This window comes from Blastococcus sp. SYSU DS0669, from assembly GCF_054050895.1.
This window is the reverse complement of the sequence record NZ_JBJHAE010000008.1, coordinates 101,602-119,432: the sequence shown is the minus strand read 5'-3', so window position 1 is coordinate 119,432 and position 17,831 is coordinate 101,602. Positions and strand designations below refer to the sequence as shown.

Sequence of the window (17,831 nt, the reverse complement as noted above, 5' to 3'; positions counted from 1 at the left end):
TCCATGCCCCCATGGAGCTGACCAGCAGCGCACCGGCAGGTGGGGAGACGTCCCGTGGGTAGGCACGAGGCCGCCGAGGGCGCGTCGCCGCACCCGCTCGTCGCCGCGGCGCTCGCCGGCCGGCCGGCCGACGCGGCCGGCGGCCACCGCCACGCGCCCCCGGCCGTGGCCGAGCAGGGCGACCTGGGCTGGCCGGGCGACGAGCCCGCCCCCGGGGGAGGCGGGCTCGGCTGGCCGGGCGACCTGGCAGCGGACGAGCAGGCGGCGGAGACGCCGGCCGTCACGGCGGGCACACCGCCGAAGCGCGGCTGGCGACGCCTGTTCGGCGCGGCACCGGCCGCCTGAGAGGGAGACCTCTCCGCCGGGTCCTACGTGGGGGAGCCGTCGTCCCGGCGGGCCCGCCGCTCGAGCTCGCGGAGGAACTCGGGGTCGTCGTCGGGAGCCACGAACTTCACCGGGCCCCGGGGCCGCTGCGGGCGGCGGGCGGGGCGTGCGCTCCCCTCCGGGCCGGCGTTGGCCGCGGCGCGCACCACCAGGGCGACGACCACGACCGCCATCACGAGAACCACCAGGAACAACACGGGCCCACCCCCTCGTCGGACTCCAGCGTACGTCGGCGGTGATACTCGGTGCCGCACAACCGACACGGGTACCCCCGGGCAGGACGGAGAACCGCCATCGACGCCGTCGACCGGCAGCTGGTCGAGCTGCTGCGCGCCAACGGGCGGGCCAGCTACGCCGAGCTCGCCCGGCAGGTGGGGCTCTCCTCGCCCGCCGTGCACGAGCGGGTCGGCAAGCTCGAGGCGGCCGGGGTGATCACCGGCTACCGCGCCGTCGTAGACCCGGCGGCGGTGGGGCTGCCCGTGACCGCGCTGGTGAGCCTGATCGAGAGCGACGCCGTCGACGAGACCCGGGTCCAGGACGGGCTGCTCGCCCTGCCCGCCGTCGAGGACTGCTGGCGGGTCGCGGGTGGCGAGGACTACGTGGTGAAGGTCCGCGTGACCGACATCGCGGCACTCGAGGAGGCCATCGACGCGTTGAACCGCATCAGAGGGGTCGCACGCACGAGGACGACGGTCGTTCTCTCGACCAAGTGGGAGGGCCGTCATGGCTGAGCAGGACCAGACCCCGGCCGGTACGCCGGTCGGCCCCGCGGGGGGCGCGGCCTCGCCCCCGAAGGTGCTGCCCTGGCTGCTGCTCTACACCGTCGGGCGGTTCGCGATCGCCGCGGCGCTCGTGCTCATCCTCTGGTGGGCGGGTCTGGGCAGCTTCCCGGGGCTGCTGTTCGGCCTGCTGCTGTCGATGCCGGTCTCCTACGTCCTGCTCCGGCCCTCGCGCGAGCGGCTCACCGAGGCGCTCGCAGCCCGCAGCGTCGCCCGCCGCGCGGCCAAGGAGGACCTCCGGAACCGGCTCAGCGGCGGGGCGGCCGGGTAGCTCAGCTCAGCGCCAGCCCGACGGCCAGGAGCACGCCGGCGACCAAGGTCAGCACACCGGTGGAGGCGAGCACCCCGATGAGCGCCGGTCCGCGGCCGCCGGCCAGCACGGTCCGCACGGGGGCCGGCGCGAGGGGCGCGGCGGCCAGCGCGAGCAGCGCCCACGGCCGCGCGACGCCCACGGCGGCGACGACCAGGAACGGCACGACGAGCAGCGCCGCGTAGAGCAGCCGCGTGCCGCGGTCACCGAGCAGCACGGCGAGCGTGCGCTTGCCGACCCGGGCGTCGCCCTCGATGTCGCGCAGGTTGTTCACCACCAGGATCGCCACGATCAGCAGCCCCACGGGCACCGAGACCGCGAACGCCAGGGCGGGCAGGGTGCGGGTCTGCACGTAGGTGGTGCCGACGACGGCGACCGGGCCGAAGAAGACGAAGACGAAGACCTCGCCCAGGGCCCGGTACCCGTAGGGCAGCGGGCCGCCGGTGTAGGTCCAGGCCGCCGCGATGCAGACCGCGCCCACCGCCACCAGCCACCAGCTCGAGAGCGCCGCCAGGGCGAGCCCCGCGACCCCGGCGACGGCGAAGGAGGCGAGCGCCGCGACGAGCACCTGCCGCGGGGTGGCGGCCCCCGAGCCGACCAGCCGCATGGGACCGACCCGGTCGGCGTCCGTGCCGCGCTTCCCGTCCGAGTAGTCGTTGGCGTAGTTCACGCCGACCTGGAGGGCCAGGGCCACGACCAGCGCGAGCAGCGCGGGCGCGAGCCGGAAGCCGTCCAGCGCGACCGCGGTCCCGGTGCCGACGAGCACCGGCGAGACCGCCGCCGGCAGGGTGCGGGGGCGGGCGCCGGCCAGCCACTGGGCGGGGGTGGCCATCAGACCTCCGGGGTGCGAGCCGCGACGGCGCGGCGGTCGGGCTTGCCCGTGTGCAGGGTGGGGACCGCGTCGATCAGGTGCAGCTCCCGGGGCGCGGCCGCGGCGCCGAGCCGCTGGGCCACCCACGGGCGCACGTCGGAGAGAGCGGGGGTGCCGCCGGCGGCCGGGACGACGGCGGCGACGACGCGCTGCCCCCACTCCGGGTCCGGGCGGCCGAAGACGACGGCGTCGGCGACGGCGGGGTGTTCCCGCAGCGCGGCCTCCACGGCGGCGGGCGCGACGTTGACCCCGCCGGAGATGACGACGTCGTCCAGCCGGCCGTGCACGGTGAGCCGGCCGTCCGCGTCGAGCGTGCCCGCGTCGCGGGTGCGGAACCAGCCGTCGGCGAAGGCCGCCGCCGTGCCCCCGGGGTCGCCGCGATAGCCCAGCGCCAGCACCGGGCCGGCCAGCTCCACGCCGCCGTCGGCGATCCGCACGCCCACCCCGTCCAGCGGCAGGCCGTCGTACACGCACCCGCCGGCGGTCTCGGTCATGCCGTAGGTGGTGACGACGGCGACGCCCTCGGCCCGGGCCCGGGTGAGCAGCGCCGGATCGGTGGCGGCGCCGCCCACCAGGATCGCGTCGAAGGCGCGCAGCGCGTCCGGCTCCGCGTCGAGCGCGCGGCGGAGCTGGGTGGGGACCAGCGCGGTGTAGCGGCGGTCGCCGGAAGGCATGCGGGCGAGCGCGCCGGCCAGCGGCTCGCCGTCGCCGAGGCGGGTGGCGGTGCGCCCGGCGAGCAGGGAGCGGCACAGCACCTGCAGCCCGGCGATCGCCGACACCGGCAGCGCCAGCAGCCAGCTGCCGGGGCCGCCGAGCCGGTCGAGGGTGGCCGTCGCGGAGGCCCGCAGCGCGGTGGCGGGCAGCAGCACCCCGCGCCCGCCCCCGGTGGAGCCGGAGGTGACGACGACGAGGTCGGCGCCGGCCTCCAGCGGCTCGTCGGGGCGGAGCACGGCGCGGGCGGCGTCGACCACGGCCGGGGGGCCGGCGGGCAGCACGGCCAGCGGGCGCCCGCCGTCCAGGGCCGCGCGGACGTCGTCGTCGGAGAGCTCGCCCGCGGCCACGAGGGTCAGCTGCCGAGCCACGAGGGACGAGCCTATGCGGCTCCCTGCAGGGGCCCGCCACGAGCCTGCGAGAGGAGGGGGTAGGGGCCCTTCTCATAGGCTGATCACCGTGACCGCCGTCCCCGCCGCCGCGCTACCGGCGGGAATCACCGGGCTGGCCGTCTACGAGGTGCCGTTGCGGGCCCGCTTCCGGGGCATCGACGTCCGTGACGGGGTGCTCCTGCGCGGCCCGGCGGGCTGGGGCGAGTTCTCGCCCTTCTGGGACTACGACGCCGCCGAGAGCCGCCGCTGGTGGGCCGCCGCCGTCGAGGCCGCCGTGGAGGGCTGGCCCGCGCCCGTGCGATCCAGCGTGCCGGTGAACGTGACGGTGCCCGCGGTCGACGCGGAGCGGGCGCACGCGATCGTGGCCGGCTCCGGGTGCCGCACCGCCAAGGTCAAGGTCGCCGAGCCGGGGCAGACGCACGAGCACGACCGCGCCCGCGTCGAGGCGGTGCGCGACGCCCTGGGCCCCGGAGGCGCGATCCGCGTCGACGCCAACGCCGCCTGGGACGTCGACACCGCGGTCCGGCGGATCCGCGAGCTCGACGCCGCCGTCGGCCTGGAGTACGTCGAGCAGCCGTGCGCCACGCTCCCGGAGCTCGCCGCCCTGCGCCGGCGGGTGGACGTGCGCGTCGCCGTCGACGAGGGCGTGCGCCGCTCGGCCGATCCGCTCGCCGTCGACCTGCGGGAGGCCGGCGACGTCGTCGTCCTCAAGGTCCAGCCGCTGGGCGGCGTGCGGGCGGCGCTGCGCGTGGCGGAGGCCCACGGCCTGCCGTGCGTCGTCTCCTCGGCGCTGGAGTCCTCCGTCGGCATCGCCGCCGGGGTGGCGCTGGCCGCCGCCCTACCGGAGCTGCCGTTCGCCTGCGGCCTGGCCACCGTCGCGCTCTTCACCGGCGACGTGTCGTCGTCCCCGCTGCTGCCGGTCGACGGCGGCCTGCCGGTGGTGCGGCCGGAGCCGGATCGCGTCCCCACGGCCGGTGAGGCGACGGTGGCCCGGTGGCTGACCCGGATCGACGAGGTGCTCGCCGCGTGAACCCCTCCACCGCGTTCGCCCGCGTGCTGGTCGACGAACTGCTCCGCGGCGGCGTCACCGACGCGGTGCTGGCCCCCGGCTCCCGGTCCGCGCCGCTCGCCCTGGCGCTCGCGGCGGCCGAGCGGGAGGGCCGGTTGCGGCTGCACGTGCGCATCGACGAGCGGACGGCGGCCTTCCTCGCGCTCGGGCTGGCGAAGCGGTCCGGCCGCCCGGTGCCGGTGGTCACCACCTCGGGGACGGCGACCGCGCACCTGCACGCCGCCGTGCTGGAGGCCGACGCCAGCGGGGTGCCGCTGCTGGCGCTCACCGCCGACCGGCCCCCGGAGCTCCGCGCGACCGGCGCCAACCAGACCATCGAGCAGGCCGGGCTGTACGGCGGCGCGGTGCGCTGGGCGGCCGACGTCGGCGTGCCCGAGGCCGGCCGTGAGGAGGCGCAGAACCGCTACTGGCGCTCGCTCGCCGCCAAGGCGCTCACCATCGCCTGCGGCACGCTCTCGGCCGACCCCGGTCCGGTGCACCTGAACCTCGCGCTCCGTGAGCCGCTGCTGCCCGACGACGACCCCGCCGAGCCCGCCGGCCCCTGGGCGGGCCGTCCCGGCGGGCGGCCGTGGACGGCGGCCGAGCCGTCGGCGGGGTGGGCGGGGCGGGTGCTCCGCCTGCCGCCGCGCACGCTGGTGATCGCCGGCGACGGCCCGCTGCACGCCGCACCCGGGATCTCGGAGGGCTCCGCGTGGCCGGTCGTCGCCGAGCCGAGCAGCGCGTTCTGGGGGCTGCCGGGCGGGCTCCGCGGGGGCGTGCTGGCGCTCGGGGCGGCCAGCTGGCTGGCCGCCCACCGGCCCGAGCGGGTGCTCGTGGTGGGCCGCCCGACGCTCTCCCGGCCGGTCAACGCCCTGCTGGCCGACCCGGCCGTCACGGTCGAGACGGTGAGCGCCTCCCCGCGGTGGGCCGATGCCGGGCGGTCGAGCACCGGTGTCCGGCGGCTGTTGGCCGGTGCCGAGCCCGACGAACCGGTCGACGCGGAGTGGGCCGCCACCTGGCACGCGGCCGCCGAGCGGGTGGGTGCGGCGGTCGACGCGGTGCTGGACGAGGCGCCGGGGATGACGGCCGCGCGGCTGGCCCGCGACGTCGTCGCCGCGCTGCCCGCCGGCGCGCTGCTGGTCCTGGGGTCCTCGACGCCGGTGCGCGACGTCGACCGGCTGGCCGTCCCGCGGGCCGACGTCAGCGTGCTGGCCAACCGGGGGGTCGCGGGCATCGACGGGACCGTCTCGACCGCCGTGGGGGCCGCTCTGGTCCATGGGGGGCCGGCGTTCGCGCTGATGGGCGACCTGACGTTCCTGCACGACCTGACCGGGCTGCTGCTCGGCGAGGGTGAGCCGCGGCCGGACCTCACCGTGGTGGTGCCCGACAACGACGGCGGCGGGATCTTCGCCCAGCTCGAACCGGGGCAGGACCGGCACGCCGCGGACTACCGCCGGGTGTTCGGCACCCCGCACGGGCGCGACCTGGTGGCGGTGGCCGAGACGCTGGGCTGGCCGGCGGCGCGGGTGTCGACCCCGGCGGAGCTGGCGGCGGTGCTGGGGCTGGGCGGCCCGCAGGTCGTCGTCGTCCGCACCGACCAGCGCGCCGAGGCCGAGCTCGCCGGCCGGCTTCGGCAGGCGGCCGCCGACGCGCTGGGGTGACGACCGGGTGCGCCGGCCGATGGGCGGAGGGCGCGCCCCGCGATAGGTTCCCCGGCGTGGGGCTGGAGATCCGGACGCGCGCCTCCGGCTCGCCCTGGATCTCCTCGGTGTGGACCGGGGGCAGCACCGGGGTGTCGCAGATGACGTCGGTGGCGTCGGAGACCTGGGGCCTCGTGTTCTGGGAGCGGGACGGCGTCCCGTACGCGGCGGTCACCGGTCCGGAGACCCGCACCAGCAGCGCTCCGGTGCCCGAGGGCGCCTCGTTCGTGGGCATCGAGTTCGCGGTCGGCACGTCGCTGCGCAGGACGCCCACCTCGGCCCTCGTCGACTCGGGGATCGAGCTGCCCGACACGACGCGACGGCACTTCCGGCTCCACGGCGATCGCTGGGAGACGCCCGGCGCGGATGACGCCGAGGCGCTGGTGGAGCGGCTCGTCCGCGGCGGCTGCGTGGTGCGCGACCCCCTGGTCGCCTCGGCCCTGCGCGGAGGTGGTGTGCCCGGCTCCGACCGCACGCTCGAGCGCCGCTTCCGCGCGGCGACGGGCCTGAGCCGGGGCGCGATCGAGCAGATCGGGCGCGCCAGGACCGCCACCGCGCTGCTGCTGGGCGGGGCGACCGCGGCCACCGTCGTCGCTGACCTCGGCTACTACGACGAGCCGCACCTCGCCCGCGCGCTGCGGCGGTACATCGGCCGCACCGCCGGCCAGCTGCGCAGGGGGACCGGCGGCGCGCTCCCGCTGACGCCTCAGCGGACCACGTCGTAGAGGGCCTTGATGACGCCGTTCGAGTAGGACGCCGATTCCCGGAGCGACAGCTGGCGCCGGTCGTCGTCGGTGCGGCTGAACACGCTCTTGCCCGAGCCGAGCAGCACAGGGAACACCAGCACGTTGTACCGGTCGATCAGGTCGGCGTGGGCGAGGTTCCGTGCGAGCTCCGCGCTGCCGTGGATGAAGATCGCGCCACCCTCGGTCTCCTTGAGCGCGGCGACGTCCTCGGTGGTCCGCAGGATCTCCTGGGGGCCCCAGCCGTCGACGAGCGCATCCTCCCCGAGCGACCCGGAGACGACGTACTTCGGCAGGTCGCGGTAGGCGATGTGGTCCTCGGAGGCGGGCCAGCTGCCGGAGAACGCCTCGTAGCTGCGCCGCCCGAACATGAGCGCGCTGGTCTCCTCGAGCTCCTCGGCCTTGAGCGCGAACGACTCGGGCACGAACGGCGTCCGCAGCACCCAGCCGCCGCTGGGGTGCCCCTCGACGGCTCCACCGGGGGAGTCGACGACACCGTCCAGGGTCATGAAGCCCGTCCAGACGAGTTGGCGCGGCATGGTGTGCCTCCACGGTTCAGGGGGAGTCGTTCCCCATTGCTCGGGCGGCGTCCTCGGGCCGTCCCACCACCGGACCGTAGGGGCTGCGGCATCGGTGGTCTTGGACGGAAACGACACCGGTTCCGTGTGGGTCAGGACTCCAGCGCGGCCTGGAAGGCGGCGAACTTCGCCTGCGTCTCGGCCAGCTCGGCGGCCGGGTCGGAGCCGGCGACGATGCCGCAGCCGGCGAACAGGCGCGCCCCGCCGTCACCGGTCAGCTCCGCGCAGCGCAGGGCGAGGCCGAACTCGCCGTCGCCCCGGGCGTCGATCCAGCCGACCGGCCCGGCGTAGCGACCGCGGTCCATGCCCTCCAGCTCACCGATCAGCGCGGCGGCGTCGGCGGTGGGGGTGCCGCACACGGCGGCCGTGGGGTGCACCGCGCCCACCAGCTCCAGCAGGCCGGCCGGGGCGCGCTGGGTGCCGACGACGTCGGTGGCGAGGTGGCGCACGTTGGCGAGGGTGAGGAGCTCGGGCTCCTCCGGCGCGGTGAGCTCGCTGCAGTAGGGCTCCAGGGCGCGCGCCAGCGAGTCGACGGCGAGCGCGTGCTCGGCGCGGTCCTTCGCCGACCCGAGGAGCGCCGCGGCCAGCCGCTCGTCCTCCGCGCCCGCCCCCCGCGGGGCGGTGCCGGCCAGCACGCGGGATGAGAGCTGCTGCCCGCTGCGCCGCAGCAGCAGCTCGGGGGTGGCGCCGAGCAACCCGTCGACGGCGAAGGACCAGCAGCCGGGGAAGCGCCCGGCCAGCCGGTGCAGCAGCCGCCGTGCGTCCAGGGCGGGCTCGGCGGAGACCAGCAGGTCGCGGGCCAGCACCACCTTGGCCAGGTCCCCGGCGGCGATCCGCTCCACCGCCTCGGCGACGGCGGCGCACCAGCTCGCGGGGTCCAGCGCCCCGTCGGCGTAGCGCAGGCGGGGGGCGGGTCCTGTGCCGTCCGGGACGGGCGCCGGCAGCTCCGGCGCGGTGCCGATCGCGGTGACCCACCCGACGCCGTGGCGCCGCCCCACCACCACCTCGGGGACGACGAAGACCGACGTCCCGGCCACCGGGTCGAAGGCGATGCTGCCGAACAGCACCGGGCCGGAGCCGGGGACGCCGACGTCGTCGCTGACCTCGAGCCCGGCCGAGTACTCCTCCCACCAGTCGGCGGCCTCGGCCAGCGCGCCGCGTCCGGACACCTCGAGCCGGGCGGCCTCGCCCCAGCCCACGAGGCCCTCGCCGCGGCGCACCCAGGACAGCCCGCCGCCGGCCGGGAGCAGGTCGAGCAGCTCGCCCACGTCGTCCGTGCGGACCGTGCTGACGGTGCGCGCGGCCGCTGCCGGGGAGGTCAGGGCGGCCGCGGTCACGAACCCAGACTAGGCAGCCTTGTAGCGTCGACGCCGTGGCAGACCGGCGAGACACCCCGCACACCGCCGGCGTGAGGGCCGGGCTGGACAAGCGGCCGGCCGAGGTCGCGGCGATGTTCGACCGGGTCGCCGAGCGCTACGACCTCACGAACACGGTGCTCTCCGGGGGCCTGGACGCCTCCTGGCGGCGGGCCACCCGCGACGCGCTGGGCGCCCGCCCGGGGCAGACGGTGCTGGACGTCGCGGCGGGCACGGCGGTCTCGACGGTGGAGCTCGCGGCCGGCGGCGTGCACGCGATCGCCTGCGACTTCTCCCAGGGCATGCTGCGCGCCGGCGCCGCCCGTCCGGTGCCGAAGGTGGCCGGTGACGCGATGGCGCTGCCGCTGGCCGACGAGAGCGTCGACGGCGTGGTCATCTCCTTCGGGCTGCGCAACGTCGCAGACCCCGACGTGGCGCTCCGCGAGTTCTCCCGCGTGACGCGGCCGGGCGGCACGCTGGTGGTCTGCGAGTTCTCCAGTCCCACCTGGGCGCCGTTCCGCACCGTCTACACCGAGTACCTGATGAAGGCGCTGCCGCGGATCGCCCGCGCGGTGAGCAGCAACCCCGAGGCCTACGTCTACCTGGCTGAGTCGATCCGCGCCTGGCCCGACCAGCCGGCGCTCGCCGCCCGCCTGCAGGAGGCCGGCTGGGCGGACGTCGCCTGGCACAACCTGACCGGTGGGATCGTCGCCCTGCACCGGGGCCGCAAGGCCTGAAGCTGCCGGGCCGGGACGACACGAGGGCCAGCGGCCGCGGCAGAGCCCGACGGCGCCCCTCTTCCTCACCGGTCAGCCGGTCGACCTGAGCCCGCCGGTCGGCGGGCCGAGGAAACTGTCGTACCTCGTACGTATGTCCGACCCGTGACCACCGTCGAGCTGCGCCGGACCCCGGTCGAGGGTGCGCTCGTCGGCTGGTTGCTCGAGCTGCCGCCGACGGTCGCGCGGTTGCCGGTGGGGGTGCTGTCCGCCGCCGAGAAGGCGGCTGAGCTGGGGCGGCTGCAGGCGCGCCGTGCCATGGACGCTGCCTACGAGGCCGAGCTGGTGATGGGGCCGGCCGCCGACCGGCCCGACACCGACGACCCACCTCCGGGGCATCCCGGGGCGCGCCGTCGCGGGCCGGGGTCGCCGGTCCCGGGGACGAGCGAGTTCCTGCCCGACGAGCTGGCGGCGGTGCTCAACTGCTCCCGTCCGTTCGCCACCGGCGTGCTCTCCGACGCCTACGTGCTGGTGGAGCGCATGCCCGCGGTCCGGGCCGCTGCGCGGCCGGCGAGCTGGACTGGTTCCGCGCCCGGGTGTTCGCCGGCGTGCTCGGCCACGCCTCGGACGAGGAGTTCGCGGAGCGGCGGCGCGTCGAGGCCGAGGCGCGGGCGGGGGTCCGGGTGCACGCGACCGGCGACGGTCTCTCCGCCCTGACCACCGAGCTGCCCTCCCCGGTGGCGGCGGCGATGTGGTCGGCGATCGACCAGGCCGCCCAGCTGGCCCGCACCGGGGGCGACGACCGGCCGATCGGGGTCCTCCGGGCCGAGGCGCACGCCGCCCTGGTCCTGCGGCCGTGGGACACCTCCCGCCCGGCGATGACCGGGCACGTCACGGTGGTGGCCCCGCTGGGAGCCCTGGGCGGGCCCGCAGCGTCCGCCGCGCCGGACGACGTCGGCGGCGAGACGGGGCCGAGCGTGGACGGCACCCCGATCACCGCCGCCCACCTCCGGGAGCTCATGGCGCGCCTCGGCGCGCTGGGGGTCCAGGCCCCGCCGGCGGGCAGCCTGGCGGTGGCGATCACCGGCGACGACGGCGCCCTCCTCGCCGCCGCGACCGCCACCGAGCTGCGCCGGCTCGCCATCCGCGGCTGCACCACCCACGGCGCGGCTGCCGACTGCGGCTGCCCCCTGGTGGGGCGCCCGGCGGCGGTGGCCGGGCACGACCCCTCCGCGGCCCAGGAACGGTTCCTCCGGCTTCGCGACCGCACATGCCGGCACCCCGGATGCGGCCGGCCGGCCGCGCGCACCGACGCCGACCACGTGGTGCCCTACGACTGCGGCGGTAGCACCTCCTGCGAGAACCTCTGCTGCCTGTGCCGTACGCACCACCGGCTGAAGACCTTCGCCCGCGGCTGGCGCTTCGAGTTGCTGCCCGACGGCACGCTGCGGGTGACGACGCCCAACGGGAGCACCCGGGCGACCCGGCCGCCGGGCCTGCGCGATCTGACGGCACAACCTGCGCTGCCCGGTCCGCGCCGGGCAGGGGTGCCGACGTTCGATCCGCCGCCCTTCTGAGGGGCCTCCGGCGAGAGGTGTCCAGTTCTGCGCGGTGGCGCGTCCGTCGCGGGCGCGCGGCAGCGATGCGCAGCCGTGGGTGCGCGCGCGGGGTGGGGCGGTCGGCCGAAGTGTCCTAGCGTCGGACCATGACCAGTCCCACCACGCCGCAGCCCCAGGATCCCGACCCCGCGCCGACGGACCCGGTGAAGCCGCTCCCCGACCCGATCCCGAAGCCCGACCCCGACCAGCCGGGGAACCCGCCGACCCCGGGACCGGACCCGGTCCCCGTGGTCTAGCGCCGCCGTGCAGCGCGCCCGCTACGCCGACCGCCGCGACGCCGGGCGGGTGCTGGCGGGCGCGCTCACCGGGCGGGTGGGCACCGGCGCCCTGGTGCTCGGGCTGCCCCGCGGAGGTGTCCCGGTCGCCGCGGAGGTGGCCGGCGCGTTCGGCGCGGAGCTCGACGTCCTCGTCGTCCGCAAGCTCGGCGCACCCGGGCAGCCGGAGCTGGCGATGGGCGCGCTCGCGGCGATCGGCGACCGCGTGGAGACCGTGTGGGTACCCGCGGTCCGGGATCGCTTCGCACCCGACCCCGACGCGGTGGCCGCCGTCCGCGACCGCGAGCTCGCCGAACTGCGCCGCCGGACCGATGCGTACCGCGGCGACCGGCCGGCCCCCGTCGTGGCCGGCCGTCACGTCCTGCTCGTCGACGACGGCCTCGCCACGGGCGCGAGCATGCGCGTCGCTGTCACCGCCGTGCGGGCGAACGGCCCCACCCGCCTCACCGTCGCCGTCCCCGTGGGGCCGCCCGCCGCCCTCGCCCAGCTCGCCGCCGACGTCGACGACCTGGAGTGCCCGGAGGCGCCGACGGGCTTCCGATCGGTCGGGCAGGCCTACGACGACTTCTCCGAGACCTCCGACGACGAGGTGCTCAGGGCCCTGCGCCGAGGGGGGACTGTCGGCTAGATCACACCGCGGCCTAGACTCGGGACCGACGACTTTGTGAACTCTTTCACAAGGTGCATCGGGGTCGACGACGGACCGGAGGGGCGACATGGCGCGGACCGCAGCGGCGCACGCTGCCGACGTCGTGGTCGTCGGTGCTGGGCCGGCCGGCTCCAGTGCGGCCTGGCACCTGGCCCGCACCGGGCTGGACGTCGCGCTCCTGGAGAAGGCCGAGTTCCCCCGGGAGAAGGTCTGCGGCGACGGGCTGACGCCGCGCGGGGTGAAGGCGCTGCACGACATGGACGTCGACACCGCCGGGCCCGGCTGGGTGCGCCGCCGCGGGCTCCGCGTGCACGGCGGCGGGCGGGTCGCCGAGGTCGACTGGCCACGGCTGGACTCCTGGCCCGACCACGGCCTCGTGCGCACCCGCCACGAGCTCGACGCGCTGCTGGCCGACCAGGCACGCTCGGCCGGCGCCCGCCTGGTCACCGGCACCACCGTCACCGAACCGCTGCTCGACGACGACGGCCGGGTGGTCGGGGTCCGCGGGGAGGCGGGCGGCGACCGAGAGCCGGTCACCTGGCGCGCGCCGCTGGTCGTCTCCGCGGAGGGGCTGTCGGGCCGGCTGGCCAAGGGGCTGGGCCTGGTGCGCCGCACCGACCGCCCGCTGGGGGTCGCCCTGCGGGGGTACGTGCGCAGCCGGCGCAGCGACGACGACTACCTCGACATCGCCTTCGACCTGACCGCCGACGGCCCGTCGCGCGAGACCCTGCCCGGCTACGGCTGGATCTTCGGCATGGGCGACGGGACGGCGAACGTCGGCTACGGCCTGCTCGACACCCGGCGCGGCACCGGGGCGGACCGCCGATCGGTCCTCCGCCGGTGGCTGGATCTCTTCCCCGCCGAGGATGGCCTGGGTGAGGACGACGCCGTCGGCCCGCTGCGGGGCGCCGGCCTCCCGATGGCGCTCTCCCGCGGCCCGGCCTACACCCGTGGGCTGCTGCTGGTCGGGGACGCCGCCGGCACGGTGAACCCCTGCAACGGCGAGGGGATCAGCGCCGCCCTCGAGAGCGGCCGGATGGCCGCGGAGACCGTGGTGGCCGCGCTCGCGGGCCCGGCCGGCGCGGCGCGCGAGGCGGTGCTGCAGCGCTACCCCGACCGGCTGCGCGCCGAGCTCGGCCGCCACCACCGGTTGGGGCTGGGCTTCCTCGCGCTGCTGGCCCGCCCGGCGGTGGTCCGCCTGGCCATGGCCCGCGGCCTGCGCCGTCCGGCGATCACGGACGCCATGCTGCGGGTGATGGGCAACCTCAGCGACGGCCGCGACGGGGACGTCGTCGACCGGGCGCTCGCCGTGCTCCTCCGACTGACCCCGGCGACCTGAGTGGCTGCCGTGACGACCCGCCACCCCGACACGGACGCTCCGTGGTCGGATCGTGACCCGTACGTGACCTCCATCACCCTAGGGTGCCGCTGATGCTGTCGACATACGTCCCGATCGTCGGGCTCTTCGCGCTCGCTGCGGCGTTCGCGCTGTTCTCGGTGGCCGTCGCCCCGTTCGTGGGGCCCCGGCGCCACAACCGCGCCAAGCTCGCGGCCTACGAGTGCGGCATCGAGCCGGTCGACCAGCCGCTCACCGGTGGCCGGTTCCCGGTGAAGTACTACCTGACGGCGATGTTGTTCATCGTCTTCGACATCGAGATCGTCTTCCTCTACCCCTGGGCCGTCGCCAACGACGCCCTCGGCGTCTGGGGGCTGGTCGCGATGGTCCTGTTCATCGGCACCGTCTTCCTCGCCTTCGCCTACGAGTGGCGGCGTGGCGGGCTCGAGTGGGACTAGGGGACATCTGATGGGACTCGAGGAGAAGCTGCCCAGCGGCGTCCTGCTGACCAGCGTGGAGAAGCTGGTGAACTGGACGCGCAAGTCGTCGCTGTGGCCGGCGACGTTCGGGCTGGCCTGCTGCGCGATCGAGATGATGGCGTCGGGGGCCGGCCGCTACGACCTGGCCCGCTTCGGCATGGAGGTCTTCCGCGCCTCGCCGCGCCAGGCCGACCTGATGATCGTCGCGGGGCGGGTGAGCCAGAAGATGGCCCCGGTCCTGCGCCAGATCTACGACCAGATGCCCGAGCCCCGCTGGGTGCTCGCCATGGGCGTCTGCGCGAGCTCGGGCGGCATGTTCAACAACTACGCGATCGTCCAGGGCGTCGACCACGTCGTCCCCGTGGACATGTACCTGCCCGGCTGCCCGCCGCGGCCGGAGATGCTCATGGACGCGATCCTGAAGCTGCACCACAAGATCCAGCACGAGCCGCTCGGCCCCAAGCGGGCGCGCGAGCTCCAGCAGGCGCGGGAGGAGGGCACCGCGCGCGACCTGCACGTCGAGATGCCCTCGACCGTGCGCGCGGACAAGGAGGCCCGGCGGGCCTACGAGGAGGCCGCCGCGCAGGGCCGCGCCGGCCAGTTCGCGATCGAGCGGCGCGGTGGCAACGCCGTGCTGCTGCCGGGGGCGGGCGACAGGCGATGAGCGGGCCGAAGGCCACGAGTTCCCCACTGGAGGTGTGATGAGCAACGACGGCGGCGAGGTCGTCCCGGGCCGCGAGGAGGCCGGGTACGACGACGCCACGGCCCCCTCCGGCGGGTTCCGCACGGGCGCGTTCGGGGTCGCCGGCAGCGGGGACACCTCGGGGTTCGGCGGGCTGGTCCGGGTCGAGCCCGGCGGGGCGGTGGCGCTGCACTCCACCGACCGCCCCTACGGCGGCTGGTTCGACGAGGTCACCGACGCGCTGATCGAGGCCGTCGGCGAGGGCACCTACGCCGCCGCGGTCCACCGGGTGCTCGTCGACCGCGGCGAGATCACCTACTTCGTCGGCCGGGAGCACCTGCTCACCCTCGTGCGGGCGCTGCGCGACGACGAGGCGCTGCGCTTCGAGCTCTGCAGCAGCGTCTCCGGCGTCGACTACCTCGACAGCGGCGGCCCGGCGGTCGCACCGGGCCGGCCGCGGCTGCACGTCGTCTACCACCTGACCTCGATGACCTACCGGCGCCGCATCCGGCTGGAGGTGGCGGTCACCGCGGAGGACCCGCACGTCCTCTCGGTCACGGGCGTCTACCCGACGGCGGACTGGCACGAGCGGGAGACCTACGACATGTTCGGCGTCGTCTTCGACGGCCACCCGGCGCTGACCCGGATCCTCATGCCCGACGACTGGGACGGGTTCCCGCAGCGCAAGGACTACCCGCTCGGCGGGATCCCGGTGGAGTACCACGACGCGGTGATCCCGCCGCCGGACACGCGGCGGGCCTACCGGTGACCGGCGTCGAGGAGGGGCAGCGATGAGCACGACCTACGACCCCGCCGACCCGTACGCGGGTTCGCGGGAGACCACCGAGGGTCGGGTCTACACCGTCACCGGCGGGGACTGGGACGTCACCCTCGGGGCCGATCCGCACGGCGAGGAGCGCCTCGTCGTCAACATGGGCCCGCAGCACCCGTCCACGCACGGCGTCCTGCGGCTGGTCCTCGACCTCGAGGGCGAGACGGTCACGAAGGCGCGGGTGGTCATCGGCTACCTGCACACCGGCATCGAGAAGAACACCGAGTACCGCAACTGGGTGCAGGGCACGACCTTCGTGACCCGCATGGACTACCTCGCGCCGCTGTTCAACGAGGCCGGCTACTGCATGGCCGTCGAGAAGCTGCTCGGCGTCGAGGTGCCGCAGCGCGCCCAGACCATCCGCGTGCTCGTCATGGAGCTCAACCGGATCGCCTCGCACCTGGTCGCCCTGGCCACCTTCGGCATGGAGATGGGCGCCCTCACCGGTATGACCAACGGCTTCCGCGAGCGGGAGATGGTCCTCGACCTGCTCGAGGAGATCACCGGCCTGCGGATGAACCACGCCTACATCCGCCCCGGCGGCCTGGCGCAGGACCTGCCCGAGGGGGCGGTCGAGCACATCCGCGAGTTCCTTCAGGTGATGCCGAAGCGGGTGACCGACTTCCACCGGCTGCTCACCGGCCAGCCGATCTGGCAGGCCCGGCTCAAGGACGCCGGCTACCTCGACCTCACCGGCTGCGTGGCGCTCGGCGTCACCGGGCCGATCCTGCGCGCCACCGGCCTGCCCTGGGACCTGCGCAAGGTCGAGCCCTACCTCGGCTACGAGACCTACGACTTCGAGGTCCCCACCGCCGACACCTGCGACGCCTGGGGCCGCTACCTCGTGCGCATGTCGGAGGTGAACGAGTCGCTCAAGCTCATCGAGCAGGCGCTGGACCGGCTCGAGCCCGGCCCCGTGATGGTCGAGGACCGCAAGATCGCCTGGCCGGCGCAGCTCTCCCTCGGGCCCGACGGCATGGGCAACTCCCACGAGCACGTCGCGCACATCATGGGCCAGTCCATGGAGGCGCTGATCCACCACTTCAAGCTGGTCACCGAGGGTTTCCGGGTGCCGGCCGGCCAGGTGTACGTGCCGATCGAGTCGCCCCGCGGCGAGCTCGGCTACCACGTCGTCAGCGACGGGAGCACCCGCCCGTGGCGCGTCCACGTGCGCGACCCCAGCTTCGTGAACCTCCAGGCCACGGCGGCGATGAGCGAGGGCGGCATGATCGCCGACGTCATCGCCGCGATCGCATCGATCGACCCGGTGATGGGGGGAGTGGACCGATGAGTGCACTGCCAGGCAGCCCGGAGGGGACGGCGGTCACCGGGCTGGACTCCAGCCCGGTCGACGCCGGCTCCCTGGCCGAGGTGCCGCCGCTGCCCGAGCAGGCGCGGCTCGAGGCGCGGGAGATCATCACCCGCTACCCGCAGCCGCGCTCGGCGCTGCTGCCGATGCTGCACCTGGTGCAGAGCTACCAGGGCTACGTCACCCCCGAGGGCGTCGCGCTCTGCGCCGAGGAGCTGGGCCTGACCAAGGCCGAGATCGGTGCGGTCGCGACCTTCTACACGATGTACAAGCGCCGCCCCACCGGCCGGCACCTGGTCAGCGTCTGCACCAACACGCTCTGCGCCGTGCTCGGCGGGCAGCGGATCATGGACGCCCTCTCGGCCGACCTCGGCGTGCACCACGACGAGACAGCCGCCGACGGGTCCATCACCCTCGAGCACGCCGAGTGCCTCGCCGCGTGCGACTACGCGCCCGTGGTCACCGTCGACTACGAGTTCTACGACCAGCAGGACGTCGAGAGCGCCCGCGCGCTGGTGGCGGCGCTGCGCCGGGGCGAGAAGCCGCTGCCCACCCGCGGCGCCCCGCTCACCGACTTCCGGGGCGTCTCCCGCCAGCTCGCCGGGTTCTCCCAGCACTCGGACGACGCCGCCGCGGCCGCCGCCGTCGACGCCCCCGGTGACTACGGTCCGACCCTGCGGGGGCTGCACCTCGCCGCCGAGCGGGGTGAGCAGGCCCCGCCGATGCGCGGGCCGGAGCCCCACCCGTCCGACGCGGGTGAGCCGCGCGAGACGGTCCGGCCGTCGGGGAGCACCGGCGAGACCCCCGGGCAGGAGGCGGCGGACGCGCGCGTCGCCGCCGCGGACACCCCGGCGGAGAAGGCCGGTGCCGCCGGTTCGCACCCCGACGCCCCCGAACCCGCCGGTCGCCGGCTGCCCGACGGCCGCTCCGGCACGGAGACGCCCGCGGGCGCCGAGCCGGGCACCGGCGACCAGAGCCCCGCCACCCCACCCCCGGCCGGCGGGGGGTCCGACCGGCCCTCCCGGACCACCCAGGGCCGAGCACCGAAGCGGAGGCGCTGACC

General features: G+C 76.2%; 21 protein-coding genes. 16 read left to right on the top strand and 5 right to left on the bottom strand.

The features are described from left to right. The first annotated feature begins 54 nt into the window (after nucleotides 1–54). Entirely contained in the window at nucleotides 55–345 is a 291-nt protein-coding gene (locus ACI792_RS11125) for a hypothetical protein (RefSeq protein WP_456602624.1), read from the top strand. 23 nt (nucleotides 346–368) lie between these two features. Here the strand turns inward: ACI792_RS11125 and ACI792_RS11120 are convergent, their stop codons facing one another. After that, nucleotides 369–581, bottom strand: coding sequence for a hypothetical protein (locus tag ACI792_RS11120; protein ID WP_456579731.1), 213 nt, complete (start codon nucleotides 579–581; stop codon nucleotides 369–371). 48 nt (nucleotides 582–629) lie between these two features. Here ACI792_RS11120 and ACI792_RS11115 point away from each other — a divergent pair, with 48 nt between their 5' ends. Continuing rightward, nucleotides 630–1,115 (top strand): Lrp/AsnC family transcriptional regulator, encoded by a 486-nt coding sequence (locus ACI792_RS11115; protein WP_456579730.1) that lies wholly within the window; start codon nucleotides 630–632, stop codon nucleotides 1,113–1,115. After that, nucleotides 1,108–1,434, top strand: coding sequence for a DUF4229 domain-containing protein (locus tag ACI792_RS11110; protein ID WP_456579729.1), 327 nt, complete (start codon nucleotides 1,108–1,110; stop codon nucleotides 1,432–1,434). The genes ACI792_RS11115 and ACI792_RS11110 overlap by 8 nt, the downstream gene beginning before the upstream one ends. A gap of 1 nt (nucleotide 1,435) precedes the next feature. On the opposite strand, the gene ACI792_RS11105 is transcribed toward ACI792_RS11110, so the two are convergent. Both ACI792_RS11105 and menE read right to left on the bottom strand, forming a co-directional pair. Beyond that, entirely contained in the window at nucleotides 1,436–2,305 is an 870-nt protein-coding gene (locus ACI792_RS11105) for a 1,4-dihydroxy-2-naphthoate polyprenyltransferase (RefSeq protein ID WP_456602623.1), read from the bottom strand. Beyond that, nucleotides 2,305–3,426 (bottom strand): o-succinylbenzoate--CoA ligase, encoded by a 1,122-nt coding sequence (menE, locus tag ACI792_RS11100; protein WP_456602622.1) that lies wholly within the window; start codon nucleotides 3,424–3,426, stop codon nucleotides 2,305–2,307. Before menE ends, ACI792_RS11105 begins: the two co-directional genes overlap by 1 nt. Before the next feature lie 88 nt (nucleotides 3,427–3,514). Here menE and ACI792_RS11095 point away from each other — a divergent pair, with 88 nt between their 5' ends. From ACI792_RS11095 to ACI792_RS11085, 3 genes are read left to right on the top strand one after another with little or no spacing between them, the layout of a single operon-like run. Continuing rightward, nucleotides 3,515–4,477 (top strand): o-succinylbenzoate synthase, encoded by a 963-nt coding sequence (locus ACI792_RS11095; protein ID WP_456602621.1) that lies wholly within the window; start codon nucleotides 3,515–3,517, stop codon nucleotides 4,475–4,477. Next, complete coding sequence (menD, locus tag ACI792_RS11090) at nucleotides 4,474–6,156, top strand: 2-succinyl-5-enolpyruvyl-6-hydroxy-3-cyclohexene-1-carboxylic-acid synthase (protein ID WP_456602620.1); 1,683 nt, start codon at nucleotides 4,474–4,476, stop codon at nucleotides 6,154–6,156. Before ACI792_RS11095 ends, menD begins: the two co-directional genes overlap by 4 nt. A 56-nt stretch (nucleotides 6,157–6,212) precedes the next feature. Then, nucleotides 6,213–6,920, top strand: coding sequence for a helix-turn-helix domain-containing protein (locus ACI792_RS11085; protein WP_456602619.1), 708 nt, complete (start codon nucleotides 6,213–6,215; stop codon nucleotides 6,918–6,920). Here the strand turns inward: ACI792_RS11085 and ACI792_RS11080 are convergent. Beyond that, entirely contained in the window at nucleotides 6,902–7,477 is a 576-nt protein-coding gene (locus ACI792_RS11080; RefSeq protein WP_456602618.1) for a dihydrofolate reductase family protein, read from the bottom strand. The genes ACI792_RS11085 and ACI792_RS11080 overlap by 19 nt on opposite strands. 131 nt (nucleotides 7,478–7,608) lie before the next feature. After that, nucleotides 7,609–8,853 carry an isochorismate synthase gene (locus tag ACI792_RS11075; RefSeq protein WP_456602617.1) on the bottom strand — a complete coding sequence of 415 codons (1,245 nt, stop codon included), beginning with the start codon at nucleotides 8,851–8,853 and terminating at the stop codon, nucleotides 7,609–7,611. A gap of 35 nt (nucleotides 8,854–8,888) precedes the next feature. Here ACI792_RS11075 and ACI792_RS11070 point away from each other — a divergent pair, with 35 nt between their 5' ends. The 10 genes from ACI792_RS11070 (at nucleotide 8,889) to nuoE (ending at nucleotide 17,829) form a co-directional block, all read left to right on the top strand. Next, complete coding sequence (locus ACI792_RS11070; protein ID WP_456602616.1) at nucleotides 8,889–9,608, top strand: demethylmenaquinone methyltransferase; 720 nt, start codon at nucleotides 8,889–8,891, stop codon at nucleotides 9,606–9,608. Between the two features lie 575 nt (nucleotides 9,609–10,183). Then, entirely contained in the window at nucleotides 10,184–11,164 is a 981-nt protein-coding gene (locus ACI792_RS11065; protein ID WP_456602615.1) for an HNH endonuclease signature motif containing protein, read from the top strand. Nucleotides 11,165–11,292: 128 nt separating this feature from the next. Beyond that, nucleotides 11,293–11,442: a hypothetical protein gene (locus tag ACI792_RS11060; RefSeq protein WP_456602614.1), complete on the top strand. Its 150-nt coding sequence runs from the start codon at nucleotides 11,293–11,295 to the stop codon at nucleotides 11,440–11,442. A gap of 7 nt (nucleotides 11,443–11,449) precedes the next feature. Then, a complete protein-coding gene (locus ACI792_RS11055; RefSeq protein WP_456602613.1) occupies nucleotides 11,450–12,109 on the top strand; it encodes a phosphoribosyltransferase in 660 nt (219 codons plus the stop codon). Between the two features lie 88 nt (nucleotides 12,110–12,197). Further along, the gene (locus ACI792_RS11050) at nucleotides 12,198–13,469 is read left to right on the top strand and encodes a geranylgeranyl reductase family protein (RefSeq protein ID WP_456602612.1); all 1,272 of its coding nucleotides are present in this window, start codon (nucleotides 12,198–12,200) and stop codon (nucleotides 13,467–13,469) included. Nucleotides 13,470–13,561: 92 nt separating this feature from the next. Then, a complete protein-coding gene (locus tag ACI792_RS11045) occupies nucleotides 13,562–13,924 on the top strand; it encodes an NADH-quinone oxidoreductase subunit A (protein ID WP_091931123.1) in 363 nt (120 codons plus the stop codon). A 10-nt stretch (nucleotides 13,925–13,934) separates the two neighbouring features. Next, nucleotides 13,935–14,609, top strand: a complete 675-nt coding sequence (locus tag ACI792_RS11040) for a NuoB/complex I 20 kDa subunit family protein (RefSeq protein ID WP_456602611.1) — start codon at nucleotides 13,935–13,937, stop codon at nucleotides 14,607–14,609. Between the two features lie 37 nt (nucleotides 14,610–14,646). Beyond that, on the top strand, nucleotides 14,647–15,396 hold the full coding sequence (locus ACI792_RS11035; RefSeq protein ID WP_456602610.1) for an NADH-quinone oxidoreductase subunit C: 750 nt from the start codon (nucleotides 14,647–14,649) through the stop codon (nucleotides 15,394–15,396). A gap of 22 nt (nucleotides 15,397–15,418) precedes the next feature. Continuing rightward, a complete protein-coding gene (locus ACI792_RS11030; RefSeq protein WP_456602609.1) occupies nucleotides 15,419–16,750 on the top strand; it encodes an NADH-quinone oxidoreductase subunit D in 1,332 nt (443 codons plus the stop codon). Then, on the top strand, nucleotides 16,747–17,829 hold the full coding sequence (nuoE, locus tag ACI792_RS11025; protein ID WP_456602608.1) for an NADH-quinone oxidoreductase subunit NuoE: 1,083 nt from the start codon (nucleotides 16,747–16,749) through the stop codon (nucleotides 17,827–17,829). The genes ACI792_RS11030 and nuoE overlap by 4 nt, the downstream gene beginning before the upstream one ends. Nucleotides 17,830–17,831: the final 2 nt, after the last annotated feature.